Raw genomic sequence first — 25124 nt, forward strand, 5'->3', positions numbered from 1 at the left:
TAACAATGCATAAGAAAACAGCGATTTATCTGACCCTCACGGCCTTGATCTTCAGCGCCAACGGTGCGCAGGCAGCGGTCAGCGCCCAAGAGGCCGCGACCTTGAAAACCACCCTGACGCCCATGGGGGGCGAGCGTGCCGGCAACAAGGACGGCAGCATCCCGGCGTGGAGCGCGACCCCGACGATAGCGGCAGCCAGCGACAAAATCGGCGATATTCCCACCAAGGTGTTCGCCAACGAAAAAGTGCTGCTGCAGATCAACGCGCAGAACATGGCGCAATACGCCGACAAGCTCTCGGATGGCACTCAGGCGCTGCTGAAAAAGTATGCGCAGAGCTTTCGCCTCGACGTGTACCCGACCCACCGCACCGGCCTCGCCCCGCAGTTCGTGTACGACAACACCGCGAAAAACGCCACCCAGTGCCAGATCAAGGATGGCGGCAAGTCGATGCAGGGCTGTTACGGCGGTGTGCCGTTCCCGATTCCCAAGGAAGGCGTAGAAGTCATCTGGAACCACTTGCTGCGCGTGGAGAACGAAGCCACCGACGTCGCCAGTTTCAAGAACGTCATTCTGACCGCCGACGGCTCGCGCACCATCGCCACGGAAAACGACCAGTCCAACCAGTACCCGTATTACTACAAGGACGGTTCGCCGGAAAAATGGAACGGCGAGTACTTCCTCCAGCGCTTCAGCACCATCGCGCCGCCCTTCAAGTCGGGTGAATCCCTGGTGTTCCGCGACAGCATCGACGTCAAGCAGTCACGCCAGGCCTGGCAGTACCTGGTCGGGCAGCGTCGGGTCCGGCGCGCGCCCACCGTGGCCTATGACACTCCGGACTTCGTCGCTTCCGGCGCCAACTACTTTGACGAGGTGCTGGGCTTCCTCGGCCATGTGGATCGTTTCGACTGGAAACTGATCGGCAAGCGCGAGATGTATGTGCCGTACAACGACAACGCACTGGTCACCGCTTCGGTGGATGAAGCCTACGGCGCCCATCACCTGAACCCGGACAAACTGCGCTGGGAACTGCATCGGGTCTGGGAAGTGGAAGCCACGGTTGCCAACGGCAAGCGCCACGCGGTGCCCAAGCGCAAGTTCTACATCGACGAAGACTCGTGGATGGTGCTGTTGGTCGATGGCTACGACAGCGAAGGCAAGCTCTGGCGCACCAGCCAGGTGACGCCGTTCGTGTTGCCGCAGGTGCCGATGCTGGCCATGAAACCGGCGAATATCTTCAACTTGCAGGCCAACACCATGAGCTCGACGCAGTCGCTCAACGGCGCGACCTACACGATTGTCCCGCGCCATCCCGAGGCCCATTTCACGGGGGACGCGGTCGCCGCCGAAGGCGTGCGCTAAGGCCGTTGTCTACCTGCAGTTCCGGCATCCGGCGCTTGTTCGGTTGCCGGTTCCTTTGTCATGACTCGCCCCGTCGGCGCCGCGCATAGCGGCGACGTCGCGGGGACGTTTTGAAGTCGAGTACGTACCATGCTCACCCAGAATCTGCTTTTCCGGCGCTCGTTGTCCGCTGTTGTTGTCCTCTTCATCGCCGGGTTGTCGAGCGTTGCCCAGTCTGCCAATACCCCGTCCGTTCCTGATCTGCTGGATCTTCCCGCGTTGGAAAGCCAACGCGCCCAACAGGCACTGCAACTTGCGGTCACCCGTGCCGGCGACCGCCTGGTGGCGGTGGGCGAGCGCGGCATCGTGCGGCTTTCCGATGATCGCGGGCGCACGTGGCGCCAGGCCAGGCACGTGCCGGTGAGTGTGGCGCTGACGGCGGTGGTGTTTGTCTCCGCCACCGAAGGCTGGGCGGTGGGGCACAGCGGTGTGGTGCTGCACAGCGCGGACGGCGGTGAGACATGGACACGCCAGTTGGAGGGCAATCAGGTCGCGCAGATCGTTGTGCAGGACGCCCGTGAACGCGCGGCAGCAGGCGAGGCAGGCGCAGACCAGCAACTGCGTAGCGCCGAAGCGCTGGTTGAGGAAGGCCCGGATAAACCGTTTCTCGATGTGGCGTTCGTGAGCGCCACGCAGGGGTATGTGGTGGGGGCCTATGGACTGGCACTGCAAACACGCGACGGCGGCACCCATTGGCAATCGCTGATGGGACGGGTGCCGAATCCGCGCGGCCGGCACTTGTATCAGGTGCAGGTGCTCGACCAGCAACTGCTCCTGTGTGGCGAACAGGGAGCGCTGTTCCGTTCCACGGATGGCGGGCGCAGCTTCGCCGAAATCCGCACCCCTTACAGCGGTACGTTTTTCGGTGCGCTGCTGCTCGACGGTCACGGCTTGCTCGCCTATGGCCTGCGCGGAAACGCCTGGCGCAGCCTTGACGATGGCCTGACGTGGCAGAAGGCGCAGATCGGCCAGCCGGTGACACTGAGCGCCGGATTGCGCCTGCGCGATGGATCGTTGTTGCTGGCTGACGAAAGCGGTCGCCTGCTGCGCAGTACCGATCATGCCGCCGATTTTGCAACGTTGCCCCTGCACCCCGGTACCGGTATCACCGGTCTGGTGCAAGCGAGTGATGGCGCGTTGATCCTCTCCAGTTCGCGGGGAATGTCGCGAATCGAGCCCGAGGCAATTGAAGCCGGAGTCAAGCCATGAGCCATATGCCGTCCCTGCCCGCCGATGCGGTGATTGCCGATCTGAACAAGTTCGACCAGCGCTCGGGCACCTTCGCCGAACGGCTGCTGTTCAACAACCGTCTGGCGATTACGCTGATCTGCCTGCTGATCACCCTGGTGCTGGGTTACCAGGCCCTGGGGCTTTCGCTGAATGCCGCTTACGAAAAGATGATCCCCACCGGCCATCCGTACATCGCCAATTTCCTGGAAAACCGTAAACAACTGGCCGGGATGGGCAACACCTTGCGCATTGCGGTGGAGGCCAAGGAGGGGTCGATTTTCGACGCCGACTACCTGGACACCGTGCGTCAGCTCAGCGATGAGGTGTTCCTGATTCCCGGCGTCGACCGGCCTTACATGAAGTCGCTGTGGGCCCCGGCGGTGCGCTGGACCGGCGTGACCGAAGACGGCCTGGACGGCGGCCCGGTGATTCCCGACGACTTCGACGGCTCGCCCCAGAGCCTCGAACAGGTGCGTATCAACGTCGAGCGCTCCGGTGAAATCGGGCAGTTGGTGGCGGCCAACTACAAGTCGAGCATTATCCTGGTGCCGCTGCAGGAGAAGATCGCCGAAACCGGCGAACGCATTGATTATCACGCGTTGTCCCAGCGTATCGAGCAACTGCGCGCCAAGTATGAGTCGGACAAAGTCGCCATCCATGTCACCGGCTTTGCCAAGGTCGTGGGGGATCTGATCGACGGTCTGAAGCAGGTGCTGGTGTTCTTTGCCGCCGCCATCGCGATCTGCACCGCGGTGCTGTTCTGGTACACCCGATGCCTGCGCAGCACCTTGCTGGTGGTGTTGTGCTCGATGGTGGCGGTGGTGTGGCTGCTGGGTTTGCTGCCGACGCTGGGGTATGAGTTGGACCCGTACTCGGTATTGGTGCCGTTTCTGGTATTCGCCATCGGCATGAGCCACGGCGCGCAGAAAATGAACGGCATCATGCAGGACATCGGGCGTGGGACCCACCGGCTGGTGGCGGCGCGATACACGTTTCGCCGCTTGTTCCTCGCCGGCATGACTGCATTGCTGGCCGATGCGGTGGGCTTTGCGGTGCTGATGGTGATCGACATCCAGGTCATCCAGGACCTGGCCATCACCGCGAGCATGGGGGTGGCGGTGCTGATTTTCACCAATCTGGTGTTGCTGCCGATCCTGCTGTCGTACACCGGTGTCAGCCCGGCGGCGGCTCAACGCAGCCTGCGGGACGAGCGGCAGGAGCGTGACGACAGGGCGCACAAGAAACACCCGTTCTGGGCGTTCCTCGACCTGTTCACCCGTCGCCCCTGGGCCACGGTCGCCGTGGCGCTCGGGCTGGTCCTGGGGGGCGTGGGCCTGGCGGTGAGCACGCAGTTGAAGATCGGCGACACCGACCCGGGCGCGCCGGAGTTAAGGCCGGACTCGCGCTACAACCGCGACAATGCCTTTATCGTCGCCAACTACGCCGCGAGCAGCGACGTGTACATCGTGATGGTCAAGACCCCGCAATATGCCTGCGCCCACTACAGCACCTTGCACACCGTGGATGCACTGGAGCGCGAGTTGCAGCAACTGCCGGGGGTCGAGACCACCAGTTCGCTCGCCGGGTTGGCCAAGACCGCCAATGCGGGCATGAACGAGGGCAGTCTCAAATGGTTCGAGATGCCGCGCTCCCAGGACATGCTCAATTCGATCATCACCCGCGCGCCCCGGGAAATGTTCAACCAGAACTGCGATCTGCTGACCCTTTACGCCTACCTCAAAGACCACAAGGCCGACACGCTCACCAGTGTGGTCAATACCGTGGAAGCCTTCGCGGCCAAGTACGGCACGGACGACATCCGTATCCTCAATGCCGCCGGGAATGCCGGGGTCGAGGCTGCGACCAACATCGTGGTGAAGAAAGCCAACACGCAGATGTTGTTCCTGGTCTACGCCGCCGTGATCGTACTGGCCTTCATCACGTTCCGCTCATGGCGTGCGGTGGTGTGCGCGGTGCTGCCGCTGATGCTCACCTCCGTGCTGTGCGAGGCGTTGATGGTGGGGCTGAACATCGGCGTCAAAGTCGCCACGCTGCCGGTGATCGCACTGGGCGTGGGCATCGGCGTGGACTACGCGCTGTATGTGATGACGGTGACCCTGACGCACTTGAAAGCGGGCATGACGCTGTCGCAGGCGTATTACAAAGCACTGATTTTCACCGGCAAGGTGGTGGTGCTCACCGGTATCACCCTGGGCATCGCGGTGGCCACATGGGCGTGGTCGCCGATCAAGTTCCAGGCCGATATGGGCATCTTGCTGGCCTTCATGTTCGTCTGGAACATGCTCGGCGCGCTGATTCTACTGCCGGCCCTGGCGCACTTTTTGTTGCGCCCCAAGGCAGCGGTTGCGCACGTCTGAGTGGAATGATTGCCAACGCCGGCGCGGTCCCTCCGCGGAGCGCCGGATAAGCGTCACGTCGGTGAAAAGGACGGAGTTACGATGCTGAGTAAATTGAGCCTGCATCCACGGGATCTGCTCGCGCTGCTGTCGCTCGCGGTTGCCGCGTTCGCCAGCGGAGTCGATGCCCTCGGCTGGCAGGCCGGCTGGTTGCTGGTGATGGTCGTGTCGGGGGTGTGCCTGCTGCACGGGATTGGCCAGCGCGAGCAACGGGTTGTGGCGGCGCTGGCGCATACCCGTGCACTGCTCGACGACCGGCAACGGGTGGCGGGTGGCGCCGTGGATTCAATCGAGCGCCTGCAGGCGGTGCTGCATGACAAGGTGACCGCGGTCAAACGCATGCGCAGCCTGGCCTGCGACCTCACCGTGGCGACCGGCACGCTGGTGTCGGGCTTTACCGAAGCGGTGGCCACGGCGGACCGTCAGTCCGCGATGGCCCGCGACGCCATGGTGGACGTTGAAACCATGGCCGAGCAGGCCCGCGTGACCGCCACCGAAGCGACGGTTCTGGCGGAGGCGAGCAGCAGCGCACGCGACCAGGTCAGCGCCGGTGGCGAGCAGGTGCAACGGGTCGCCGACGATATGCTGGATCTGTCCAACGTCGTGGCCTCGGTGGCCGAAGAGTTCGACTGCGTGCGCGAGCAGGTGGCGCGGGTCGGTGAAATCGTTGCAATCATCCAGAGCATTGCCGGGCAAACCAATCTGTTGGCGCTCAATGCCGCCATCGAGGCGGCGCGTGCCGGTGAGCAGGGGCGCGGTTTCAGCGTGGTCGCCGATGAAGTGCGCAAGCTCGCCGAAAACACCGGTAGCGCCACCCTCAGTGTGGGCGAGATCATTTCCCTGATTGGCCAGAGCATCGACCGCCTTGACCAGCGCCTGGCCCAGACCCGGCAAGGGGCCGCGCAAGGGGTGACGCGTGCCAACCAGGCCTCGGCGGTGTTGAACGGTATTGCCGCCACGTCCCACAGCATGCAGCAGGCGGTGCATGGCATTGCCGAACGCGCCGGCAGCGAGACGCAAACGGCGCGCAAGGTGCTGGCCGACTCCAGCATAGTGGCGCGCCTGGCCGCCGAACTGGACAACAACGTCAACGGTTGCAACGCCGGCCTGCGCGGGCTGATGCTGGGCCTGGTCGACCTCAAAAGCCTGGCCGGTGAAATTGACGTCAGCCGCGATGCACATGCCGCCATGCTGGAGGCTGTCGAAGAAATCCGTGCCCATAACATCATGGTGTTGAATGCCCGCGAAACAGCGCAGATGCTCGCGCATATTCAGCGTATTCACGTGCTGGACCGGGAGATCGATGCCTGGCTCGCGCAGGCGATAACCGAATGCGAGCCGGTTGATGCACGGCGCAGTGACAATCTGTTGGCCGTGCGCAAAGCGCTGGACGCCTACCGGCAGGTGCGTGACGAGTTGCTGGAGGCCGCGCAAAGTGGGAGGCTTGAGCACGCGCTTGAACGCGGTACGCCATTGGTTCGTCAGGCCTACCACGTGGTAAAGGAGGCATGCGCCGCATTAGCCGCTTAGACTCGGCCCATGACGAAGGCACTGGATCGCTTGTAGAACAATAAACGCCAGCGGCGTGGCAAGGGCTCAGGCCTTCCAGTCGACTGGTCCGCGATGGGCTGGGCTTTAGGTATTTACATGGCAGAGCAACCTCTGATTGAGCGCTTCAATCTTCGTTCACGACTGCGCTTCAATGTCGAAACCGGGCAAATCTGGCTCGACGAGAACCGCATGCTCTTGATGCATGCCAAGGCGTTCGGCGCTTTACGCCAGGAACTGATCGAATCCCTTGGGCCCAGCCGCGCCAAAGGGCTGCTGTTTCGGATGGGCTTCGCCGCCGGCCAGCACGATGCCGATCTCGCCCAGAAACTGTTCGGTGAAGGCGACAACTACGACGTATTCAAGATCGGCCCCGAGTTGCACGCGTTCGAGGGTTTGGTGCGCTCGACCATTATAGAGGCCAAGATCGATTGGGAAGACGGCAGCTTTTTTGGCACGGTCAATTGCGATAACTCCTGGGAAGCCGAGTCCCATTTGCAGTTGTTCGGAGTCAGTGCCGAGCCGAGTTGCTGGAACCTGGCCGGCTACGCATCGGGCTATGTCACGCGCTTCTTCAATCGGGTGGTGATCTTCCGCGAAACCCAATGTGTCTGTTGTGGTGCCTCCAGTTGCATGTTGGAAGGACGGCCAATCGAGGCCTGGGGGGATGCGGATTTTTTGCAGCATTGTCTGCGCCCCGAAGATGCGCAAACCACCTTCGAGCAGTTGCAGGAGGAGCTATGGCAACTGCGCGGCTGGCAACGTGAACAGCGCCCGCCGGGCAAGTTGGTGGGCAGCTCGCCGGCCTTTACCGCCGCCTTCAGCCTGCTGAGCAAAGCCGCCAACAGCCCCATCACCGTGTTGCTGCTCGGCGAAACCGGGGTGGGCAAGGAAGTGTTCGCGCGCTGGCTGCACGAAAACAGCGGGCGCGATGAAAAGCCTTTTGTGGCGGTCAATTGTGCCGCCATTCCCAATGACTTGATCGAGTCTGAACTGTTCGGTGTGCAGAAGGGCGCCTATACGGGCGCCCAGGTTTCGCGCCCCGGCAAGTTCGAGCGCGCCGATGGCGGCACGCTGTTTCTCGATGAGTTGGGCGAGCTGTCGCCGGCGGCTCAGGTCAAGTTGCTGCGCGTCCTCCAGACCGGCGAGGTCGAGCGCCTGGGCGATGACAAAGTGCGCAAGGTCAACGTGCGCCTGGTGGCGGCGACCAACGTCAATTTGCAGCAGGCGATTGCCGACGGTCGTTTTCGCGCTGACCTCTACTACCGCCTGGCCACGTACCCCCTGGAGATTCCACCGCTGCGCAAGCGCAAGTCGGATATTCCCGTGCTGGTTGCCGTGCTGCTGGAAAAATACACGCCGCTGTACCACAAGACCATTCAAGGCGTGAGCGATCTGGCCATGCAGGGCCTGATGGCCTACGACTGGCCGGGCAATGTCCGTGAACTGGAAAACCTGGTGGAGCGTGCGGTATTGCTGGTGCCGTCTGGCGGGCACATTGAATTGCAGCATCTTTTCCCTGGCGTGGCGCCGGTGACCGCACAAGGCGCGGTGATAGACCGCGAAGGCAAAGTGGGCAACGCCGACGAGGCCAGGACCGACCAATTGTATGAAACCTTGCTGGTCGACGGTTTCGACCTGCAGGCCCATGAAGCGCGTTTGCTGCAGCTTGCCGTCACACGCGCGCATGGCAACCTGACCCATGCGGCGCGCCTGCTGGGTATCACCCGCCGGCAGTTGGCGTACCGGGTGAAACAGGCATTGGGGGATGACAGCCCGGCCGCGAGCGCCTGACAAAAACGTACAGCCGCCACCCCTTCGGCGCGCCGCTACTGCGCCTTTGCGCTTGCAGTTGTTTTGGCTCGCGAGTGGAGGATGCGGCTGCGCCGTTTTCGCCTTAAAGCACCCTGCGGTGCTTTTTTTTCGCCTGTTTTACTGACCGTCGCGGCCGTTCGTTGGTCGGTGCCCCGGCCTTTGCGCAAGCGCCCTGACGTTTTTGTAAGGCTGGAAGGGGGGATGGACATAAACGTCAGTCCAGGGGCTGGGTCCAGTGTCCGGTTTTTCATGGTAAGTCGTTTTAAATCAATCATTTACCTTTATTGGCATCATCTCTGCAATGCAGGGTTGAGTGTGTGAACCCGGCTCCTGTCCGCCTGCCCAGGCGGTACGGAGCCAACCTCATCCAGCCAATAAAGGAGACAATAAATGGCGATGACAGGTGTATTGCGTCCGGGCCATGCCCAGGTGCGCGTGTTGAACCTTGAAGAAAGCGTTCATTTCTATCGCAATGTGCTGGGGCTGGTCGAGACCGGGCGTGACGATCAGGGACGGGTGTACTTCAAGTGCTGGGATGAGCGCGATCACAACTGCTATGTGATCCGTGAAGCGGACACTGCCGGTATCGACTTCTTCGGCTTCAAGGTACTGGACAAGGCCACCCTGGAGAAGCTCGATGCCGACCTGCAGGCCTACGGGCTGGCCACCACCCGCATCCCCGCCGGTGAGTTGCTGGAAACCGGCGAGCGTGTGCGCTTTGAATTGCCCTCGGGCCATCTGATTGAGCTGTACGCCGAAAAGAGCTGTGTCGGCAACGGTATTCCTGAAGTCAACCCAGCCCCGTGGAATGCGCTGCGCGAGCACGGTATTGCGCCGATTCAGTTGGACCACTGCCTGCTGTACGGTCCCAACATTGCGCAAGTGCAGAAAATCTTCACCGAGGTCCTGGGCTTCTACCTGGTCGAACGCGTCCTCAACCCGGAGGGCGACGGTGACGTCGGCATCTGGCTGTCGTGTTCGCACAAGGTCCATGACATCGCCTTCGTTGAATATCCCGAGAAGGGCAAGCTGCACCACTGTTCGTTCCTGCTCGAGTCCTGGGAGCAGGTGCTGCGTGCCGGCGACATCATGTCCATGAACGAAGTGAACGTCGATATCGGCCCCACCCGCCATGGCGTGACCCGCGGTTGCACCATCTATGCCTGGGACCCCTCCGGTAACCGCTTCGAGACCTTCATGGGCGGCTACCACCCCTATCCGGACTACCAGCCGCTGTCCTGGACCTACGACAACTTCGCCCAGGGCCTGGACTACCCGCAACGCAAGTTGCACGAATCGTTCCTGACCGTCGTGACTTGAGGGCGCTCCCATGAGCTTCCCTGATCAGTCACTCGAGATGCAGCCGGCCGACATGGACACGCGCAAGCGTTACGTGCGTGTCACCGGCAGTCGTGGCAGCCAGTTTGTCGAATTCGACTTTGCCATCGGCGAGCCCGAATTATTCGTGGAAATGATCCTGACGCACGAGGCCTTTGCCGAGTTCTGCCAAGCCAACCAGGCGCGCCCCATGGCGGCGTTGCCTGAGGTCGCAGATGAGGATGAGGACGACGCCCGGCAATGGGACTGGCGTCTGGCGGATGCCACTCAGGTTCGTTTCAAAAACTAATCGTTGTTGACGCTTCACCCTGAGTGAGGCGTTCGTGGGAGTCAGCTATGCACATCGATCTTCGTACGGTCAGCATCCAGCCCTTGCGGCAGACGTTCGACCATTTGGCCCGTCGGTTTGGCGACAAACCTTCCTCGCGGTACCAGGAAGGCAGCTACGACATTCAACCGGTGGAAAACCTGCATTACCGGCCGACCTGGGACCCGGATCAAACCCTCTACGACGCCAGCGTCACCCAAATCGTGATGAGCGACTGGTACGTGTTGAAAGACCCGCGCCAGTTCTATTACAGCACCTACACGCTGGCACGCGCGCGGCAGCAGGAAACCACCGAAGCCAACTTCAACTTCGTGGAAACCCGCGGTCTGGTGGACCTGTTGCCGGACGCACTGCGCCAACGCGTCCTCAACCTGCTGGTGCCGCTGCGCCATGCCGCCTGGGGCGCCAACCTCAACAACACGTTCATCTGCAGCTATGGCTACGGAACGGTGTTCACCCAGCCGTGCATGTACCACGCGATGGATAACCTCGGCATCGCCCAGTACCTGTCGCGCATCGGCCTGCTGCTGGGCGCAACCGAAGCCCTGGACGCCGGCAAGGCGGCCTGGATGGAGGGCGATGCCTGGCAAGGGCTGCGTCGTTACACCGAGGACTGCCTGGTGGTGCGCGATCCGTTCGAGCTGTTTGTCGCGCAGAACGTGGCTTTGGACGGCTTGCTGTACCCGCTGGTGTACCAGGGCATCGTCGACGATCAGTTCGCCGCCGCTGGCGGATCGCTGGTGGCCATGCTCACCCAGTTCATGAGCGACTGGTTCGATGAAACGCGCAAGTGGGTGGACGCGGTGATGAAGGTGGCGGCTGCCGAATCCGAACATAACCGCGCGCTGTTGCAGGCCTGGACAATCCAGTGGCGCGACCGCGCTGCCGCGGCCCTGCTGCCGGTGATCGAGCAAGAGTTTGCCGGCAACGCGGATGAAGTGATGAGCGAGCAACTGGCTGCCTTCCGGGTACGCCTGGATAAAACCGGTGTTGAGGTCTGAGGAGCGGCTATGTCGACTGTATTTATTGCACTGCAAACCAATGAAGAAACCCGCCCGATCATCGAAGCGATCGAGCTGGATAACCCCGAGGCCGTGGTCAACCGCGAGCCGGCCATGGTCAAGATCAACGCCCCGGGCCGCCTGGTCATTCGCCGCGAAAGCATCGAAGCGCAACTGGGCCGCAGCTTCGACATGCAGGAGCTGAACATCAATCTGATCACGCTCTCCGGCAATGTCGACGAAGACGAAGACGCCTTGACCCTGACCTGGGGCAACTAAGCGAGGATATTTGGCATGGACATGAAAACCGTTCACAAAAAGCTCAATGCAAAAGACAAATACCGCCTGCTCACGCGCGACCTCGCCTGGGAGCCGTCGTACCGCACCGAGGAGGAGATTTTCCCCTACATCGCCTATGAAGGCTTGAAGATCCATGACTGGAACAAGTGGGAAGATCCGTTCCGCCTGACCATGGACGCCTACTGGAAATACCAGGCCGAAAAGGAGCGCAAGTTCTACGCCATCATCGACGCCCACGCGCAGAACAATGGCCACCTCAACATCACCGATGCGCGCTACCTGTCGGCGCTGAAAATCTTCCTGCAGGCCATCAGCCCCGGTGAGTATGCCGCGCACAAAGGCTTTGCGCGCGCGGGTCGAGAGTTTCGCGGCGTCGGTACGCAAGTGGCCTGCCAGATGCAGGCCATCGACGAGCTTCGCCATGCGCAGACGCAAATCCACGCCTTGTCCAACTACAACAAGTTCTACAACGGCTTCCATGCCTTTGCCGATCAGCGCGACCGCATCTGGTACACCTCGGTGGCCCGCTCGTTCTTTGACGATGCGATGTCTGCCGGTCCGTTCGAGTTCATGATCGCCATCGGCTTTTCGTTCGAGTACGTACTCACCAACCTGCTGTTTGTGCCGTTCATGTCCGGCGCCGCCTATAACGGCGATATGGCCACGGTCACCTTTGGCTTCTCCGCGCAGTCGGACGAAGCGCGGCACATGACCCTCGGCCTGGAGTGCATCAAGTTCATGCTCGAGCAAGACCCGGCCAACCTGCCGATCGTCCAAGGCTGGATCGACAAGTGGTTCTGGCGCGGCTTCCGCGTGCTGGGCCTGGTCAGCACCATGATGGATTACATGCTGCCCAAGCGCGTGATGTCGTGGCGCGAGGCCTGGGAGATCTACGGCGCCGAGAATGGCGGCGCGCTGTTCAAGGACCTGGCGCGTTACGGTATCCGCCCACCCAAGAGCTGGGACGATGCCGAGGCCAGCATCGACCACATGTCCCACCAGTTCATGCTGGGTCTGTACCAGTGGAGTTTCGGGACCGCGTTCCACGCCTGGATTCCGTCGGATGACGACATGCAGTGGCTGTCCGCCAAGTACCCGACCACGTTCGACAAGTACTACCGCCCGCGCTGGGAGCACATCAAGAAAATGGCGGCGGCCGGCACCCCGTTCAAGAACTACGGCCTGGCCAAATTGTGCCAGTGCTGCCAGTTGCCTACGGTGTTCACCGAGCCGGATGACCCGACCCTGATCTGCCATCGGCAGGTGCAGTACAAGGGCGACAAGTACCACTTCTGCTCCGATCACTGCATGGGCATCTTCAACAACGAGCCGGAAAAATACATCCAGGCCTGGCTGCCGATGCCGGCGCTGTTCCAGGCGCCCACCCATGGTGACCTGGGCGCATGGATGGACTGGGTGTCACTAAAGGACGGCCAGGACAACGGCGACTTCGCCGACTCCCAGGACCGCCGCAACTTCGAGATGTGGCGCGGCATGGCGACGTCCAACCAGTAACCACGTGACAACCCGACGGGCGTGGCCGACGCATTCGGCGGCCACGCCCCGCTAACAAGAATAAGGAGAGCACCATGCCTGTAGTCGCCCGTAAAGAGTACGTGGGCGTTGCCCGTGATCGCGTTGAAAACTTCAATGGCAAGCAGTTGGTGTACGCCAGCTGGGATCACCACTTGCTGTTCGCAGCCCCGTTCCTGCTGTGTCTGACGCCGCAAACCACGTTTGCCCAGTTGCTGGAAACGGCCCTTGCACCTTTGCTGCAGGCCGACCCGGATGCCGCGCTGATCGACTGGCAGCACGTGCAATGGCTCAAGGACAACCAACCCTGGGTGCCCGACCTGGACGCCAGCCTGGTTGCCAACGGCATCGGCCACAAAGACCAGTTGCGCTTCAAGACGCCCGGTCTCAACACCCTATGTGCGACCCACTGAGGGGGCGAGTCATGAGCTATGAATTAACGATCGAGCCGCTGGGTCAAACCATTGCAATCGAAGAAGGCCAAACCATTCTCGACGCCGCGTTGCGCGCCGGTATCTACCTGCCGCATGCCTGCTGCCACGGGCTGTGTGCCACCTGCAAAATCCAGGTGGTCGATGGCGAGATCGAGCATGGCGAAGCCTCCAGCTTTGCCCTGATGGATTTCGAGCGCGAAGAGAAAAAGTGCCTGGCCTGCTGTGCCACCGCCGAAAGTGATTTGGTGATCGAGGCGCAAATCGACGAAGACGACGACGCACAAAACCTGCCGGTGCGTGATTTCGCAGGCACCGTCAGCCGCATTGAAACCCTGACGCCGACCATCAAGGGCGTGTGGATCAAGCTCGACGCGCCCGAAGGCATGCACTTCCAGGCCGGTCAGTACATCAACCTGCAGCTACCCGACGGCATTGGCAGTCGGGCCTTTTCGGTGGCCAACGCACCGGCGCCCGGCAGCGAGATTGAGTTGAACATCCGCATCGTGCCCGGTGGCCGAGGCACTGCGTATGTACACGAGCAATTGCAGGTCGGCGAGCGGGTGGGCATCACCGGTCCGTACGGGCGCTTTTTCGTGAAAAAGTCGGCGCGCCTGCCCGTGATCTTCATGGGCGGCGGCTCGGGGTTGTCGAGCCCGCGCTCGATGATTCTCGATCTGTTGGCGCAAGGTTTTGAGCTGCCGATTACTCTGGTCTACGGTCAACGTAACCGTGACGAGCTGTACTACCACGACGAGTTTCTCGCCATGGCCGAGCAATACCCGAACTTCACCTACGTGCCGGCGTTGTCCCATGAACCTGAAGGCTCATCGTGGCCGGGCTTTCGTGGCTTCGTGCATGAGGCCGCCAAAGCCCACTTCGACAACGACTTCCGCGGACACAAGGCGTACTTGTGCGGCCCGCCGCTGATGATCGACGCCTGTATCAGTACCTTGATGCAGGGACGCTTGTTCGAGCGCGATATCTACATCGAGAAGTTCATCTCGGCGGCGGATGCGCAGCAGGTTCGCAGCCCCCTGTTCAAAGCGATTTGATCCACCGGCCCCGCCCCTCGAACGATGCGAGAGGGGCGGACGAGGCCTGCCGCCCAGCCGTTTTAGACATACCTTAAGGGTATCGAGTGAGGCCAAATAAAGTATTAGTCGGTATTTGCCGGCTTTTCTAGACTCGCACTCAGTGACTCATGCCGGACTGGCCGTGGCAGGTACAGGCGGTCGTCATACGAACAATAACTACGGAGCTCTCATGCGCCAGATCAAGCACTTCATTGCCGGTGAGTTTACCGACGCTGCCAGTGGTGTACGGTTCAACAAACACTCCCCGCTGGACAACAGCGTCATCTGCTCGGTCAGCGAAGCCGGGCGTGGCGAGGTGGATGCGGCCGTCAGCGCCGCGCGCAATGCCCTGCAGGGCGAATGGGGCCGCCTGAGCACCGACCAGCGCGTGGAGCTGCTGTACGGCGTGGCCAACGAAATCACCCGCCGCTTCGATGACTTCGTCGAAGCGGAGATGTCCGACACCGGCCAGCCCGAGCACGTGATGAAGCATGTGTTCATCCCGCGCGGCGCGGCCAACTTCAAAGTGTTCGCCGACGTGATCAAGAACGTCGCCAGTGAGTCGTTCCAAACGGACACCCCCGACGGCCGTGGCGCATTGAACTACACGACGCGCCGGCCCAAGGGCGTGATCGGGGTGGTCTGCCCGTGGAACGCGCCCTTCATGTTGATGACCTGGAAGGTCGGCCCGGCCCTGGCCTGCGGCAATACCGTGGTGGTCAAGCCATCGGAGGAGTCACCGCAGACGGCCACCTTGCTGGGCGAAGTGATGAACACGGTCGGCATTCCCAAGGGGGTGTACAACGTGGTGCATGGCTTCGGTCCCGATTCGGCCGGGGAGTTCGTCACCCGGCATCCGCAGGTCGATGCCATTACCTTTACCGGCGAGACGCGTACCGGCACGGCCATCATGAAAGCCGCTGCCGAAGGCATGCGTGATGTGTCGTTCGAGCTGGGCGGCAAGAACGCTGGCATTGTGTTCGCCGATGCCGACTTCGAAGCGGCAGTGGAGAGCTTCTCCCGTTCGGTGTTCCTCAATACCGGGCAGGTGTGCCTGGGCACTGAGCGGGTGTATATCGAGCGGCCGATCTTCGAGCGTTTCGTGCAGGCGCTGAAGGCCAGGGCCGAGGCGGTGAAGTACGGCCGCCCCGATGATCGTCACGCCAATTACGGCCCGCTGATCAGCCAGGAACACCGGGAAAAAGTCCTGTCGTACTACCGCAAGGCGGTCGAGGAGGGCGCCACCGTCGTGACCGGCGGCGGGGTGCCGCAGATGCCGTCCGACCTGGCAGCTGGCGCCTGGGTGCAACCGACCATCTGGACCGGCTTGCCGGAGAGCGCGACGGTCGTGCAACAGGAAATTTTCGGCCCGTGCTGCCACATCTCTCCCTTCGATAGCGAAGACGACGTGGTCGCCAAGGCCAACGCCACCGAGTACGGCCTGTCGACCACCATCTGGACCAGCAACCTGGCGCGTGCGCACCGCATGGCGGCCCGCATCGACGTGGGCATCACCTGGATCAACAGCTGGTTCCTGCGCGACTTGCGTACGCCGTTCGGCGGTTCCAAACAGTCCGGGATCGGCCGTGAAGGCGGCGTGCATTCGCTGGAGTTCTACACCGAAACCCGCAACGTCTGCGTGAAACTCTGAGGCTCCCCCATGAATCAGCAAACCATCGAGCAGTATGGCGACGAGCTGTATCAGGCGTTCGTGTCCCGTCGCGTCATCGCGCCGTTGCTCAGTCGTGAACCGCAGATCCGCATCGAGGATGCCTACCGCATCCAGGAGCGGTTCATTGCCCGTCGCCTGGCCGCCGGGGAAACCATCGTCGGCAAGAAGATCGGCGCCACCAGCAAGCCCGTGCAGGACTTTCTCGGGGTGTACCAGCCGGACTTCGGCATGCTCACCTCGGGCATGGTGTTTGCCGACGGCGACACCCTCGACCTGGGCCAGATGATCCAGCCCAAGGCCGAGGCGGAACTGGCCTTTGTCCTCAAGCACGACCTCAAGGGCCCGGGCATCACCGCCATGGACGTGATTCGGGCCACGGACTATGTGGTGCCGTGTTTTGAAGTGGTCGATTCACGCATCCGCGACTGGCAAATCAAGATCCAGGACACCGTGGCGGACAACGCCTCCTGTGGTGTGTTTGTGCTGGGCACGACCCAGGGCGATCCGCGCCGGCTGGATATCACCCTGGCCGGCATGGTGCTGGAGAAGAACGGCGAAGTGTTCTCCACCGGCGTCGGCGCCGCCGTGCAAGGCTCGCCCGCCAATGCCGTGGCCTGGCTGGCCAATACGCTGGGTGAACTGGGCATTCCGTTCAAAGCGGGGGAGGTGATCCTCTCCGGCTCGCAGTCGGCGCTGGTGCCGGTGGCGGATGGCGACGAGTTGGTCTGCCGGGTCGGCGGCCTGGGCAGTTGCCGGGTGAAGTTTTCTGGAAGGAGTGCCGTATGAGCCGCGAACTGACGCTGTCCCGCGAAGATATCGTGCGCCTGTGCGAACGGGTCGAAGGCGCACAGACCCGCGCTTATGCCATTCCAAAACTGACCGACGACTACCCGCAGATGACCATCGCCGATGGCTACGCGGTGCAGAACGAACTGCGTCGCCGCTATATCGCCCAGGGGCACAGGCAAGTCGGCTGGAAAGCCGGGCTGACGTCCAAGGCGAAGATGCTGCAAATGGGCGTCAGCGTGCCTTCGATCGGCTTTCTGACCGACCGCATGGCGCGCCCCGAAAGCTCGGCGATCAGCACCTCCGACCTGGTTCATCCACGGGTCGAGTGCGAAGTCGCATTCGTCATGAAGGCCGACCTGCGCGGCCCGGGTTGCACTGCCGCCGATGTGTTGGCCGCGACCGACTATGTACTCCCGGCGGTGGAAATCATCGACTCGCGGTTTTCCGGCTTCAAGTTCGACCTGGCCAGCGTGATTGCGGACAACGGTTCGTCGGCGCGCTTCGTCGGCGGCGGGCGTAGCCGCTATGTCGCGGATCTGGACCTGCCGACCCTGGGTGTGGTGATGGAAAAGAATGGCGAGATCGTGACCATGGGCGCCGCCGCCGCGGTGATGGGGCATCCGGCTGAGGCCATCGCCATGTTGGTGAATATCCTCGCCGAGATGGACGAGTCATTGCCCGCCGGCAGCTTTGTGATGAGCGGCGGCATTACCGAAGCGATCGCGGTGAAGCCCGGCGACAGCATCGTGGCGCGCTTCCAAGAGTTGGGCAGCGTATCGATGCGCTTCGTTGAATAACCACAAGCACCCAGGAGGCAGTCATGCCCATTATTGAAATGCATTTGGCCGAGGGCCGTACTGCCGAGCAAAAGAGCCGTATGGCTGTCGCGGTCACTGAAGCGGTGTGCCTCAGCCTGCAATGCCCCGCGGAAACCGTAAGAATTCTGATCACCGAGCACGCGCGCGACGGGTTTTACGTGGCCGGCCTGGACATGGCCCAGCGCGCCGCCAAGCAGCGGGAGCAGGGCCAATGAAAAAGATCAAATGTGCGCTGATCGGTTCCGGCAACATCGGCACCGACCTGATCTACAAGATCCTGCGCAGCCCGGTGCTTGAACCGGTATGGATGGTGGGCATCGACCCGAACTCCGAAGGGCTGTTGCGGGCCCGCGAAATGGGCTTGAAAACCACCCACGAAGGCGTCGATGGCCTGCTCCCGCACGTGTTGGAGGACGGCATTCAGATCGCTTTTGATGCCACCAGTGCCTATGTGCATGCGGAAAACAGCCGCAAGCTCAATGCCCTGGGCGTGTTGATGATCGACCTGACCCCGGCGGCCATCGGCCCGCTCTGTGTACCGCCGGTGAACCTGCGCGAACACGCCAAGACGCTGCAGATGAACGTCAACATGATCTCCTGCGCGGGGCAGGCCACCATTCCCATCGTTAACGCTGTCTCGCGCATTCAAAGCGTGGCATATGCGGAAATCGTTGCCAGTTTGGCGTCAAAATCGATTGGCCCGGGCACCCGCGCCAACCTGGATGAATTCACCAATACCACTTCGAGCGCCATCGAGAAAATCGGTGGTGCGCGCAAGGGCAAGGCGTTGGCCATCATCAACCCGGCCGAGCCGCCCATGATGATGCGCAACACCATCTATTGCCTGACCGATGAAGAGCCCGATCGTGTGCGCATCCGAGAATCGATCCTGCAAATGATCACCGAAGTGACGAAGTACGTGCCCGGTTATCGCCTGGTCAACGGTCCCATTTTCGACGGCAAGAAAGTCTCGATATTCATGGAGGTGGCCGGCCTGGGTGACTACCTGCCCACCTACGCGGGTAACCTGGACATCATGACCGCGGCCGCCACCCGCACTGCCGAAATGTTTGCCGAGGAAATTCTCGCCGGCACGCTTCACCTTAAAGCCCCGGAGGTCGCGTAATGAGCCAGTCCAACCCTACGAGCCTGCAGGGCCGCAAAGTGATCCTGCATGACATGTGCCTGCGCGATGGCATGCACGCCAAGCGCGAGCAGATCAGCGTGGCGCAAATGGTCAAGGTCGCCACTGCGCTGGACGATGCCGGGGTGCCTTACATTCAGGTCACCCATGGCGGTGGTTTGGGTGGCAATTCGCTGCAGCACGGCTTTGCTCCGCACAGCAACGAGGAATACATCAGCGCGGTAGCTCCGCTGATGAGGCAGGCGAAGATTTCCGTGCTGCTGATTCCGGGGCTGGGCACCATGAAAGAGCTGCAGTCGGCTTACGATTGCGGCGCGCGCAGCGTACACGTCGCCACCCATTGCACTGAGGCGGACACATCGCCGCAGCACATTGCCTACGCGCGAAAGCTGGGTATGGATACCTCCGGGTTCCTGATGATGGCGCACCTCAATGATGCGGCCGGCATCGCCCGGCAGGGCAAGCTGATGGAGTCCTACGGCGCGCAGACGGTGTACGTCACCGACTCGGCCGGCTACATGTTGCCGGAAGACGTGAAGGCCCGGGTCGGGGCGCTGCGCGAGGTGCTGAACCCGGAAACCGAGATCGGCTTCCATGGCCACCACAACCTGGGCATGGGCGTGGCCAACTCGATTGCCGCCATCGAGGCCGGCGCGAGCCGGATCGACGGATCGGTCGCGGGGCTGGGGGCCGGGGCGGGCAATACACCGTTGGAGGTGTTCGCCGCCGTGTGTGAGCGTATGGGGATCGAAACCGGCAGCGACCTGTTCAAGCTGATGGACGTGGCCGAGGACATCATCGTACCGATGATGGAGCACATCGTGCGGGTGGACCGTGAGTCGCTGACCCTTGGCTATGCCGGTGTCTACTCCACCTTCCTGCTGCACGCCAAACGCGCGGGCCTGCAGTTCGGCGTTCCGGCGCGCGACATCCTGGTGGAGCTGGGACGCAAAAAAATGATCGGTGGCCAGGAAGACATGATTCAGGACACCGCCCTCACCATGGCTAAAGAGCGTGGCGTTCTGTTGCCGACGTGATGGCTCGCAGGGGCGTGCGCTGCATGCCCCTGACTCGATGCGAGGGTTGAACATGAATACGCAAAAAGAATTGGCTGTGGTCGTCGGGGCCACGGGGGCGTTTGGCCGGCAGATTGTTGCGCGGTTAAGCGCCAGTCACCTGGATGTGGTCGCCGTGGCGCGCAGTGCTGACGCACTCGACGAACTGGTTGATCGACATCCCGGGTTGATCGCCTGCATGGCCGACATCGCCAGCGATAGCGCGGTGGCGAGCATCCGCGCCGCGCTGGACCGGCCGGTGCGCATGATTGTGCATGGGCCCGGCGTGGCGGTCGTCGGCGGAATTCTCGATGCGCCCACCGCCGCGCTGACGGATGCGGTGAATATCAAGGTCGGCGGGTTGTTGCGCCTGGTGCGGGCGGTGGATGAGCGCCTGGTGAAAGGCTCGCGGTTGGTGGCCATCGGTGGTCACTACGGCTTTGAACCTACGGCCTATGCCGCCGCTGCCGGGGTGGCCAATGCGGCGCTGGTGAATGCCGTGCGCCAACTCAGCCTGGCCTATGGCGAGCGCGGTATTACCGCGCACCTGATCGCTCCAGGACCGGCGGACACCGAGCGCTTGCACCGGGTGGCGGCAGACCGTGCCCGGCAGCGTGGCATCAGTGCCGAGGCGGTGCTGCGCGAGATGTGCGCGGAGTCGTCTATCGGCGCCTTTACCACGCCTGCCCAAGTGGCCTGGGCCGTGAGCCTGTTGCTGGCGCCCGAAGCCGATGCGATGACCGGCTCGTCGCTGATGTTGGATTCCGGGCGGCGTCGCGGCCTGCCGTAAGTGTCCTGCGCATCGACCTGTCAGGTAATAAAACCAAGAATAGCCAGCGAGATTGCCCCTATGCCTGTCGTGAACTTTCACCTTGTGGACGGCCATTGCACTGCCGAGCAAAAAGCGCGCTTGCTCAAGGACGCTTCACAGCTTTACAGCCTGCTGCTGCATTCACCCATTGAACGAGTCAGGGCCTTTATCACGTCGCACGCGACCGCCGAGTGTGCAGTGGGCGGCGAGATGGTTGAGGTCAGTGGTGTGCATGCGCCGTTTTTTGAGTTCATCGTGCTGGAAGGTCGCCCGCTGGATGAACGTCAAGCGTTAATGAGCGGCTTCACCGATCTGCTCAGCGAGCTGCTCGCGGTCGAGCGCAGCCTGATACGCGGTCGCTGCATCCGTGTTGACCCGCAGGATTGGTGCATTGGCGGGCGCGATGCCGCTGAGTTACGCAAACAGGAAATCCTCGACCGTGCAGTGCAAGCAGGCGGTGCCGAATGAACACAGGCGCGCTAGCGGTGGAAGCCGCGCCGAGACGTGAGCGTGCGCGATGAAATACCAGATCGTGATTGAAGATACCGGCGAGCAGTATCCCTGTGATGAGCGTGAGTCCGTTTTGGAAGGCATGGCGCGACTGGGGCGGCGGGGCATTCCCGTCGGTTGCCGGGGTGGCGGTTGCGGGGTGTGCAAGGTACGCATTCTCAGCGGCGAGTATGTCGCCAAGGTGATGAGCCGCGCCCATGTCAGTGCGGCCGAGCTGTCCGATGGAATCGTGTTGGCCTGCCGTGTTTTACCCGGCAGCGACTTATCGGTCGAGGTCACCGGCAAGATGAAAAAGACCATCGCTAATCCGAAATGAACGGTACATTTTTCCCGGCGCTCAATGAACTGATCGAACAGGCCCGTCACGTCCTTTGAACACTACGGTTCCCGTTGGGTGAGGCTGAGACAACCGAACTTCGCCGGGCTGATGCTGATCGTGTCCGCCAAGGGCAGTGGGCAGGCCACCGGCGCCGAGTACTTGATCGGCGTCTGCCTGGCCATGGCTTCGGCCTTTTTCTACGCCGTGGCGGCGGCGATCACCAAGCGCCTCAAGGACTTGCCTTGGGCGCCGATGGGCATCACGTCGAAAGTTTTGATAGGCGCGGTGGCCACCTGGTGTGCCGGGCACGATGACCAGCCCTCGGCCGCACGGTGGAACCCGCCTTGTTTTAACCCGCTGTTAGACGATGGAGCGCTGCGTGTTCTTCATCACCTTCCAGCATGGACTGGAGGATCTCGGGGCCGCTCCGACTCAGGAGCGATATTTTCATAGTTGATCCTTGGTGTTCCGGGCGGGGTTGCGGGTGAGCGAAGGGCCTAACGGGGCGTGCCCAGTTCGCGTATCTCGTCGTAGCGAGCCTGCAGTTCCTGACGCTGTTGCCTGCGTAACTGGCCCTGGGCGTAGCGACGGCGCTCGGTCAGCGTGTCAGGCAGCAAGGGGCGCACGGGGCTGGGGCGCCCAGCGGCGTCGACGGCGACCATGGTGAAGTAGCAACTGTTGGTGTGGCGCACGGTACGCTCATGGATATTCTCGGTCATGACCTTCACGCCGATCTCGAGCGAAGTGCGTCCGGTGTAGTTGACTGACGCCAGGAAGGTGACCAGTTCGCCGACGTGGATCGGCTCCTTGAAAATCACCTGGTCAACCGAAAGGGTGACCACGTAACGGCCTGCATAACGCTTGGCGCAGGCGAACGCCACTTCGTCGAGCATTTTCAACAACGCGCCGCCATGCACGTTGCCGGAGAAGTTGGCTTTGTCGGGGGTCATGAGCACGCTCATGCTCAGTTGGTAGCTGCCAGGTTCCATAGTTTCCTCATCACGGTAGGCATTGTCAGGGGCCCTTGTCGCCATGTAGGTCTGGCGCTTGAGGCTTTGCCTGGGGTGCATGACGTTAACAGCCAGCCGATGGAAGTAGCTATGTAATGAAGTGAAAGAGTGTATTTCGAATAAGTTAATAATTTACCGCAGTGCGTGTGTACTTTAGCGCTAGGTATAATTTAATTTTGTAAAATAAGAGCGGATGATAAAGTGCGCTGAACACAGCGCGCCTGTTATTGGGCTTTATTGTTGCACTATCTGAAATTACTATTTGCGTCGGGTGAAATAATGCGTCGCTATACCACAGTTTTAAGCAGCTTTATGTTGGCATTGATTATTCCGCAATTGACCCAGGCCGCCGTTTTCGGTTGGCAGGAAAAGGCACTGATTCAACCTGAGCAAGGGAGTGTGGAGGTCGAACTTAGTCCCACTTCGCCGAAGTCTTCCATTGAGGTTCATGACCTCGTTCTATTCCAGAAAAATGGCGAGAATTGGGCGCGTTTCAGTGTACCGGTGATGCACGCATTGACGGGCACGACCGATTTGACGCTGGAGAGGAAAGTACTGCGCACCGAAAAAACCAAAAGCGCCTTTGGCAGCACTCAGCATCAGTTGGTGCGGATGTCGCTGTGCCTGGGTGACAAGGTATACGCCGAGGACCTTATGCTGAAAACCCACAGCAAAGGTGGTTCGCCGGTCAAACTGGGGCGTGATGTGCTTGCGCACCTGGGCTTGGTTGATGCGTCGCGATTCGACACCCTCAAGCCTGATTGCAAGCCGTGATACCGCGCCAATCAGGCGTCGGGGGGCCCCGGAGCCTGATTGGCGATGATTTACTGGTTGAGGATCCCGCGATCCCAGTTCTGCTGATTCCTGCGCGCGTCCTGTATGAACGGCGACCACTGGATCAGCTTGAGCACCACCCGGTTCAGCAAGCGGCCTGGTAATGTCAGGGGCCGCTGCACATCCAGGAACAGCACCACGCGCCGCTCGTCAGTGTCGTTCCAGACCTGATGCTTGTAAGTGTCGTCGAATACCAGGCAACTGTCCTGCTGCCAATGGTGGACCTCATCACCCACCTCTATACGACACTGTTCGGCCTGTTGCGGGATGATCAACCCCAGATGTACCCGCAGCAATCCGTTGTAAGGCCCGCGGTGGGGCGGAATGTGCTTGCCGGGGCTGAGAATCGAGAAAAACGCGGTGTACATGCCCGGGATGGCCTCGATGGCCTGGGTCGTTTGTGGGCACTGGGCGCAATTGCCGTCGATCTTGTAGCCATAGCCGTAGAGGAAGAATGTCTTCCAGCGGTCGTCCTGGGTCAGTCTGGCCTGGTCTTTGGATATCTGCTGAAAACTGGGAATGGCATCGCTGTTGCGCAGCACGGCATCGAGCTCGGCGCGAATCACCGCCGACCGGGATTCCAGCTCCCGGGTCCAGGCGAAGATGGCCGGGTCAAAGAACGGCGTGTTACCCACCGTAGAGCAGCGCCGTATCAGATTTTCAAGGCGTTTGATGATCCACAGGCCGATGGCGACGCTGGGACGATGTTTGCGTTTTTTCTTGGGGGTCAAAGCCGTCTTCCTGGTGCTCATGGGAAATATCCTGTCGGTTTCATGTATGAGGTCGTTGTTTCAACAGCTTCCACAGCAGCGGCCAGCAGAACACCAGCGGATAGCGGCGCAACCGTTCCGGCTGTTTGATCGGCTCGCCCCAATGGCGCTCCAGTTTCCAGATGGCGTAATCCACTGCGCCCTTGACGGTAAACAGCGATTTGATCAGACGCACCAGGTTCAATGCCCGGCCCTGAATGCGCCGGGTCCGCCAGTGCCGCGCCTGCCGTCGCTGCTGTTCAGCGGTGCTGTGGTTGATATACAGCTCGTCGGTCATCGACCCGGCAAAGCCAACGCCATCGACCTGAGCGGCCGCGACCAGGAGGGCGGCGAGGTAGCCTTGATTCTGCTGGGTAATCAGTGCCGGGCGGTTGCTGCTTTCGGGCCGCAGTTCGCTGCCGTAGGTAAAGCTCAAAGCGCGGGTCCAGAACGTGTCGCTGTTGAACAAGGGAGCTTGCAGGGAGACCGTTTCGCTGATCATGCGCAAGGCCGCGCGGCACACCGCTCGCTCCACGCGCCGTTGGATGGCGGGCGTGCGGCTGAACACCAGGCGGCTAGGCTGGGCAAAACGCGCCCACAGGTAGCTTTGAAACCAGCTATGGGTGCCTTGTTCAAAGTCGCTCACCGAAAGAATGGCGCACTTGGCGCGCAGGGTTTTGCCGGCGGTATCAGTGGCCGTGAACAGAAACACCGTGGGCGGCAGCAGGGCGTTGGCCCATTGACTGAGCCGGGAGGTGTGGATGTCCTGGTAGTGATCCACCAGGACGTATAGGTCGATCAGCCCCTCATCGGTGGTGCGTGTGCGCAGGCAAGAACCGTAGAACAGGATCGCTGAGATGCCTGCGCCGAACCGCGCCATCAACGCTTCAGTCAGTGCGTGCAGGTCTTGGTCCACCGGGCGCGCCAGTTCACGGCTCACCAACTCGAACAGGGGGAGTGTCGCCGGGTCCCGTTCAATCTCAATCATGGAATGTC

Annotated in this window: 26 protein-coding genes; 23 read left to right on the top strand and 3 right to left on the bottom strand. The window is 61.6% G+C overall.

Going from position 1 to position 25124, the window contains the following annotated elements; all coding sequences use genetic code 11:
- Positions 1 to 5 precede the first annotated feature (5 nt).
- From PverR02_RS14735 to PverR02_RS32615, 22 genes are all read left to right on the top strand, one after another.
- Positions 6 to 1361 (top strand): DUF1329 domain-containing protein, encoded by a 1356-nt coding sequence (locus PverR02_RS14735; protein WP_079443716.1) that lies wholly within the window; start codon positions 6 to 8, stop codon positions 1359 to 1361.
- Between the two features lie 129 nt (positions 1362 to 1490).
- Complete coding sequence (locus PverR02_RS14740) at positions 1491 to 2609, top strand: WD40/YVTN/BNR-like repeat-containing protein (protein WP_079443717.1); 1119 nt, start codon at positions 1491 to 1493, stop codon at positions 2607 to 2609.
- Positions 2606 to 5008, top strand: coding sequence for an efflux RND transporter permease subunit (locus tag PverR02_RS14745; RefSeq protein ID WP_079443718.1), 2403 nt, complete (start codon positions 2606 to 2608; stop codon positions 5006 to 5008). The genes PverR02_RS14740 and PverR02_RS14745 overlap by 4 nt, the downstream gene beginning before the upstream one ends.
- A gap of 621 nt (positions 5009 to 5629) precedes the next feature.
- Positions 5630 to 6577: a methyl-accepting chemotaxis protein gene (locus PverR02_RS33125; RefSeq protein WP_407691841.1), complete on the top strand. Its 948-nt coding sequence runs from the start codon at positions 5630 to 5632 to the stop codon at positions 6575 to 6577.
- 117 nt (positions 6578 to 6694) lie between these two features.
- On the top strand, positions 6695 to 8389 hold the full coding sequence (locus tag PverR02_RS14755) for a sigma-54-dependent Fis family transcriptional regulator (protein ID WP_017845617.1): 1695 nt from the start codon (positions 6695 to 6697) through the stop codon (positions 8387 to 8389).
- 411 nt (positions 8390 to 8800) lie between these two features.
- A complete protein-coding gene (locus tag PverR02_RS14760; protein WP_017845618.1) occupies positions 8801 to 9730 on the top strand; it encodes a catechol 2,3-dioxygenase in 930 nt (309 codons plus the stop codon).
- A gap of 10 nt (positions 9731 to 9740) precedes the next feature.
- On the top strand, positions 9741 to 10037 hold the full coding sequence (locus PverR02_RS14765) for a phenol hydroxylase subunit (protein WP_079443720.1): 297 nt from the start codon (positions 9741 to 9743) through the stop codon (positions 10035 to 10037).
- A 47-nt stretch (positions 10038 to 10084) separates the two neighbouring features.
- The gene (locus tag PverR02_RS14770) at positions 10085 to 11077 is read left to right on the top strand and encodes an aromatic/alkene monooxygenase hydroxylase subunit beta (protein ID WP_017845620.1); all 993 of its coding nucleotides are present in this window, start codon (positions 10085 to 10087) and stop codon (positions 11075 to 11077) included.
- Between the two features lie 9 nt (positions 11078 to 11086).
- Entirely contained in the window at positions 11087 to 11356 is a 270-nt protein-coding gene (locus PverR02_RS14775; RefSeq protein WP_017845621.1) for an MmoB/DmpM family protein, read from the top strand.
- Between the two features lie 15 nt (positions 11357 to 11371).
- Positions 11372 to 12892, top strand: coding sequence for a YHS domain-containing protein (locus PverR02_RS14780; protein WP_017845622.1), 1521 nt, complete (start codon positions 11372 to 11374; stop codon positions 12890 to 12892).
- 74 nt (positions 12893 to 12966) lie between these two features.
- Positions 12967 to 13323, top strand: a complete 357-nt coding sequence (locus PverR02_RS14785) for a phenol hydroxylase subunit P4 (RefSeq protein ID WP_046484115.1) — start codon at positions 12967 to 12969, stop codon at positions 13321 to 13323.
- Between the two features lie 11 nt (positions 13324 to 13334).
- Entirely contained in the window at positions 13335 to 14396 is a 1062-nt protein-coding gene (locus PverR02_RS14790; RefSeq protein WP_017845624.1) for an NADH:ubiquinone reductase (Na(+)-transporting) subunit F, read from the top strand.
- Between the two features lie 211 nt (positions 14397 to 14607).
- Positions 14608 to 16068 carry a 2-hydroxymuconic semialdehyde dehydrogenase gene (locus tag PverR02_RS14795; protein ID WP_079443721.1) on the top strand — a complete coding sequence of 487 codons (1461 nt, stop codon included), beginning with the start codon at positions 14608 to 14610 and terminating at the stop codon, positions 16066 to 16068.
- 9 nt (positions 16069 to 16077) lie between these two features.
- Complete coding sequence (gene dmpE / locus PverR02_RS14800; protein WP_017845626.1) at positions 16078 to 16875, top strand: 2-oxopent-4-enoate hydratase; 798 nt, start codon at positions 16078 to 16080, stop codon at positions 16873 to 16875.
- A complete protein-coding gene (dmpH, locus tag PverR02_RS14805; protein ID WP_046484119.1) occupies positions 16872 to 17675 on the top strand; it encodes a 2-oxo-3-hexenedioate decarboxylase in 804 nt (267 codons plus the stop codon). The genes dmpE and dmpH overlap by 4 nt, the downstream gene beginning before the upstream one ends.
- Positions 17676 to 17698: 23 nt before the next feature.
- Positions 17699 to 17911 (top strand): tautomerase family protein, encoded by a 213-nt coding sequence (locus PverR02_RS14810; protein WP_010567288.1) that lies wholly within the window; start codon positions 17699 to 17701, stop codon positions 17909 to 17911.
- Positions 17908 to 18822, top strand: a complete 915-nt coding sequence (locus PverR02_RS14815) for an acetaldehyde dehydrogenase (acetylating) (RefSeq protein WP_017845628.1) — start codon at positions 17908 to 17910, stop codon at positions 18820 to 18822. Before PverR02_RS14810 ends, PverR02_RS14815 begins: the two co-directional genes overlap by 4 nt.
- A complete protein-coding gene (dmpG, locus tag PverR02_RS14820) occupies positions 18822 to 19877 on the top strand; it encodes a 4-hydroxy-2-oxovalerate aldolase (RefSeq protein WP_079443722.1) in 1056 nt (351 codons plus the stop codon). Before PverR02_RS14815 ends, dmpG begins: the two co-directional genes overlap by 1 nt.
- A 52-nt stretch (positions 19878 to 19929) precedes the next feature.
- A complete protein-coding gene (locus PverR02_RS14825; RefSeq protein ID WP_079443723.1) occupies positions 19930 to 20685 on the top strand; it encodes an SDR family oxidoreductase in 756 nt (251 codons plus the stop codon).
- Between the two features lie 60 nt (positions 20686 to 20745).
- On the top strand, positions 20746 to 21174 hold the full coding sequence (locus PverR02_RS14830) for a tautomerase family protein (protein WP_046484124.1): 429 nt from the start codon (positions 20746 to 20748) through the stop codon (positions 21172 to 21174).
- 49 nt (positions 21175 to 21223) lie between these two features.
- The gene (locus tag PverR02_RS14835; RefSeq protein WP_079443724.1) at positions 21224 to 21532 is read left to right on the top strand and encodes a 2Fe-2S iron-sulfur cluster-binding protein; all 309 of its coding nucleotides are present in this window, start codon (positions 21224 to 21226) and stop codon (positions 21530 to 21532) included.
- A gap of 78 nt (positions 21533 to 21610) precedes the next feature.
- Positions 21611 to 21988, top strand: a complete 378-nt coding sequence (locus PverR02_RS32615; protein ID WP_227778864.1) for a hypothetical protein — start codon at positions 21611 to 21613, stop codon at positions 21986 to 21988.
- 44 nt (positions 21989 to 22032) lie between these two features.
- Here the strand turns inward: PverR02_RS32615 and PverR02_RS14840 are convergent, their stop codons facing one another.
- Positions 22033 to 22524: an acyl-CoA thioesterase gene (locus PverR02_RS14840; RefSeq protein WP_017845634.1), complete on the bottom strand. Its 492-nt coding sequence runs from the start codon at positions 22522 to 22524 to the stop codon at positions 22033 to 22035.
- A gap of 300 nt (positions 22525 to 22824) precedes the next feature.
- Here PverR02_RS14840 and PverR02_RS14845 point away from each other — a divergent pair, with 300 nt between their 5' ends.
- A complete protein-coding gene (locus PverR02_RS14845) occupies positions 22825 to 23319 on the top strand; it encodes a putative ATP-dependent zinc protease (protein ID WP_026139856.1) in 495 nt (164 codons plus the stop codon).
- A gap of 50 nt (positions 23320 to 23369) precedes the next feature.
- Here the strand turns inward: PverR02_RS14845 and PverR02_RS14850 are convergent, their stop codons facing one another.
- Positions 23370 to 24131, bottom strand: a complete 762-nt coding sequence (locus tag PverR02_RS14850) for an aspartyl/asparaginyl beta-hydroxylase domain-containing protein (RefSeq protein WP_079443725.1) — start codon at positions 24129 to 24131, stop codon at positions 23370 to 23372.
- A 19-nt stretch (positions 24132 to 24150) separates the two neighbouring features.
- Entirely contained in the window at positions 24151 to 25116 is a 966-nt protein-coding gene (locus tag PverR02_RS14855; protein ID WP_079443726.1) for a hypothetical protein, read from the bottom strand.
- Positions 25117 to 25124: the final 8 nt, after the last annotated feature.

This window comes from Pseudomonas veronii (assembly GCF_002028325.1).
In the GTDB taxonomy this organism is placed as follows: Bacteria; Pseudomonadota; Gammaproteobacteria; order Pseudomonadales; family Pseudomonadaceae; genus Aquipseudomonas; species Aquipseudomonas veronii.

Bases quoted from the DNA above. Each gene is read 5' to 3' on its own strand.
- PverR02_RS14735 (WP_079443716.1), top strand. From the start codon at position 6: ATGCATAAGAAAACAGCGATTTATCTGACCCTCACGGCCTTGATCTTC.
- PverR02_RS14740 (WP_079443717.1), top strand. From the start codon at position 1,491: ATGCTCACCCAGAATCTGCTTTTCCGGCGCTCGTTGTCCGCTGTTGTT.
- PverR02_RS14745 (WP_079443718.1), top strand. From the start codon at position 2,606: ATGAGCCATATGCCGTCCCTGCCCGCCGATGCGGTGATTGCCGATCTG.
- PverR02_RS33125 (WP_407691841.1), top strand. From the start codon at position 5,630: ATGCTGGATCTGTCCAACGTCGTGGCCTCGGTGGCCGAAGAGTTCGAC.
- PverR02_RS14755 (WP_017845617.1), top strand. From the start codon at position 6,695: ATGGCAGAGCAACCTCTGATTGAGCGCTTCAATCTTCGTTCACGACTG.
- PverR02_RS14760 (WP_017845618.1), top strand. From the start codon at position 8,801: ATGGCGATGACAGGTGTATTGCGTCCGGGCCATGCCCAGGTGCGCGTG.
- PverR02_RS14765 (WP_079443720.1), top strand. From the start codon at position 9,741: ATGAGCTTCCCTGATCAGTCACTCGAGATGCAGCCGGCCGACATGGAC.
- PverR02_RS14770 (WP_017845620.1), top strand. From the start codon at position 10,085: ATGCACATCGATCTTCGTACGGTCAGCATCCAGCCCTTGCGGCAGACG.
- PverR02_RS14775 (WP_017845621.1), top strand. From the start codon at position 11,087: ATGTCGACTGTATTTATTGCACTGCAAACCAATGAAGAAACCCGCCCG.
- PverR02_RS14780 (WP_017845622.1), top strand. From the start codon at position 11,372: ATGGACATGAAAACCGTTCACAAAAAGCTCAATGCAAAAGACAAATAC.
- PverR02_RS14785 (WP_046484115.1), top strand. From the start codon at position 12,967: ATGCCTGTAGTCGCCCGTAAAGAGTACGTGGGCGTTGCCCGTGATCGC.
- PverR02_RS14790 (WP_017845624.1), top strand. From the start codon at position 13,335: ATGAGCTATGAATTAACGATCGAGCCGCTGGGTCAAACCATTGCAATC.
- PverR02_RS14795 (WP_079443721.1), top strand. From the start codon at position 14,608: ATGCGCCAGATCAAGCACTTCATTGCCGGTGAGTTTACCGACGCTGCC.
- dmpE (WP_017845626.1), top strand. From the start codon at position 16,078: ATGAATCAGCAAACCATCGAGCAGTATGGCGACGAGCTGTATCAGGCG.
- dmpH (WP_046484119.1), top strand. From the start codon at position 16,872: ATGAGCCGCGAACTGACGCTGTCCCGCGAAGATATCGTGCGCCTGTGC.
- PverR02_RS14810 (WP_010567288.1), top strand. From the start codon at position 17,699: ATGCCCATTATTGAAATGCATTTGGCCGAGGGCCGTACTGCCGAGCAA.
- PverR02_RS14815 (WP_017845628.1), top strand. From the start codon at position 17,908: ATGAAAAAGATCAAATGTGCGCTGATCGGTTCCGGCAACATCGGCACC.
- dmpG (WP_079443722.1), top strand. From the start codon at position 18,822: ATGAGCCAGTCCAACCCTACGAGCCTGCAGGGCCGCAAAGTGATCCTG.
- PverR02_RS14825 (WP_079443723.1), top strand. From the start codon at position 19,930: ATGAATACGCAAAAAGAATTGGCTGTGGTCGTCGGGGCCACGGGGGCG.
- PverR02_RS14830 (WP_046484124.1), top strand. From the start codon at position 20,746: ATGCCTGTCGTGAACTTTCACCTTGTGGACGGCCATTGCACTGCCGAG.
- PverR02_RS14835 (WP_079443724.1), top strand. From the start codon at position 21,224: ATGAAATACCAGATCGTGATTGAAGATACCGGCGAGCAGTATCCCTGT.
- PverR02_RS14840 (WP_017845634.1), bottom strand. From the start codon at position 22,524: ATGGAACCTGGCAGCTACCAACTGAGCATGAGCGTGCTCATGACCCCC.
- PverR02_RS14845 (WP_026139856.1), top strand. From the start codon at position 22,825: ATGCGTCGCTATACCACAGTTTTAAGCAGCTTTATGTTGGCATTGATT.
- PverR02_RS14850 (WP_079443725.1), bottom strand. From the start codon at position 24,131: ATGAGCACCAGGAAGACGGCTTTGACCCCCAAGAAAAAACGCAAACAT.
- PverR02_RS14855 (WP_079443726.1), bottom strand. From the start codon at position 25,116: ATGATTGAGATTGAACGGGACCCGGCGACACTCCCCCTGTTCGAGTTG.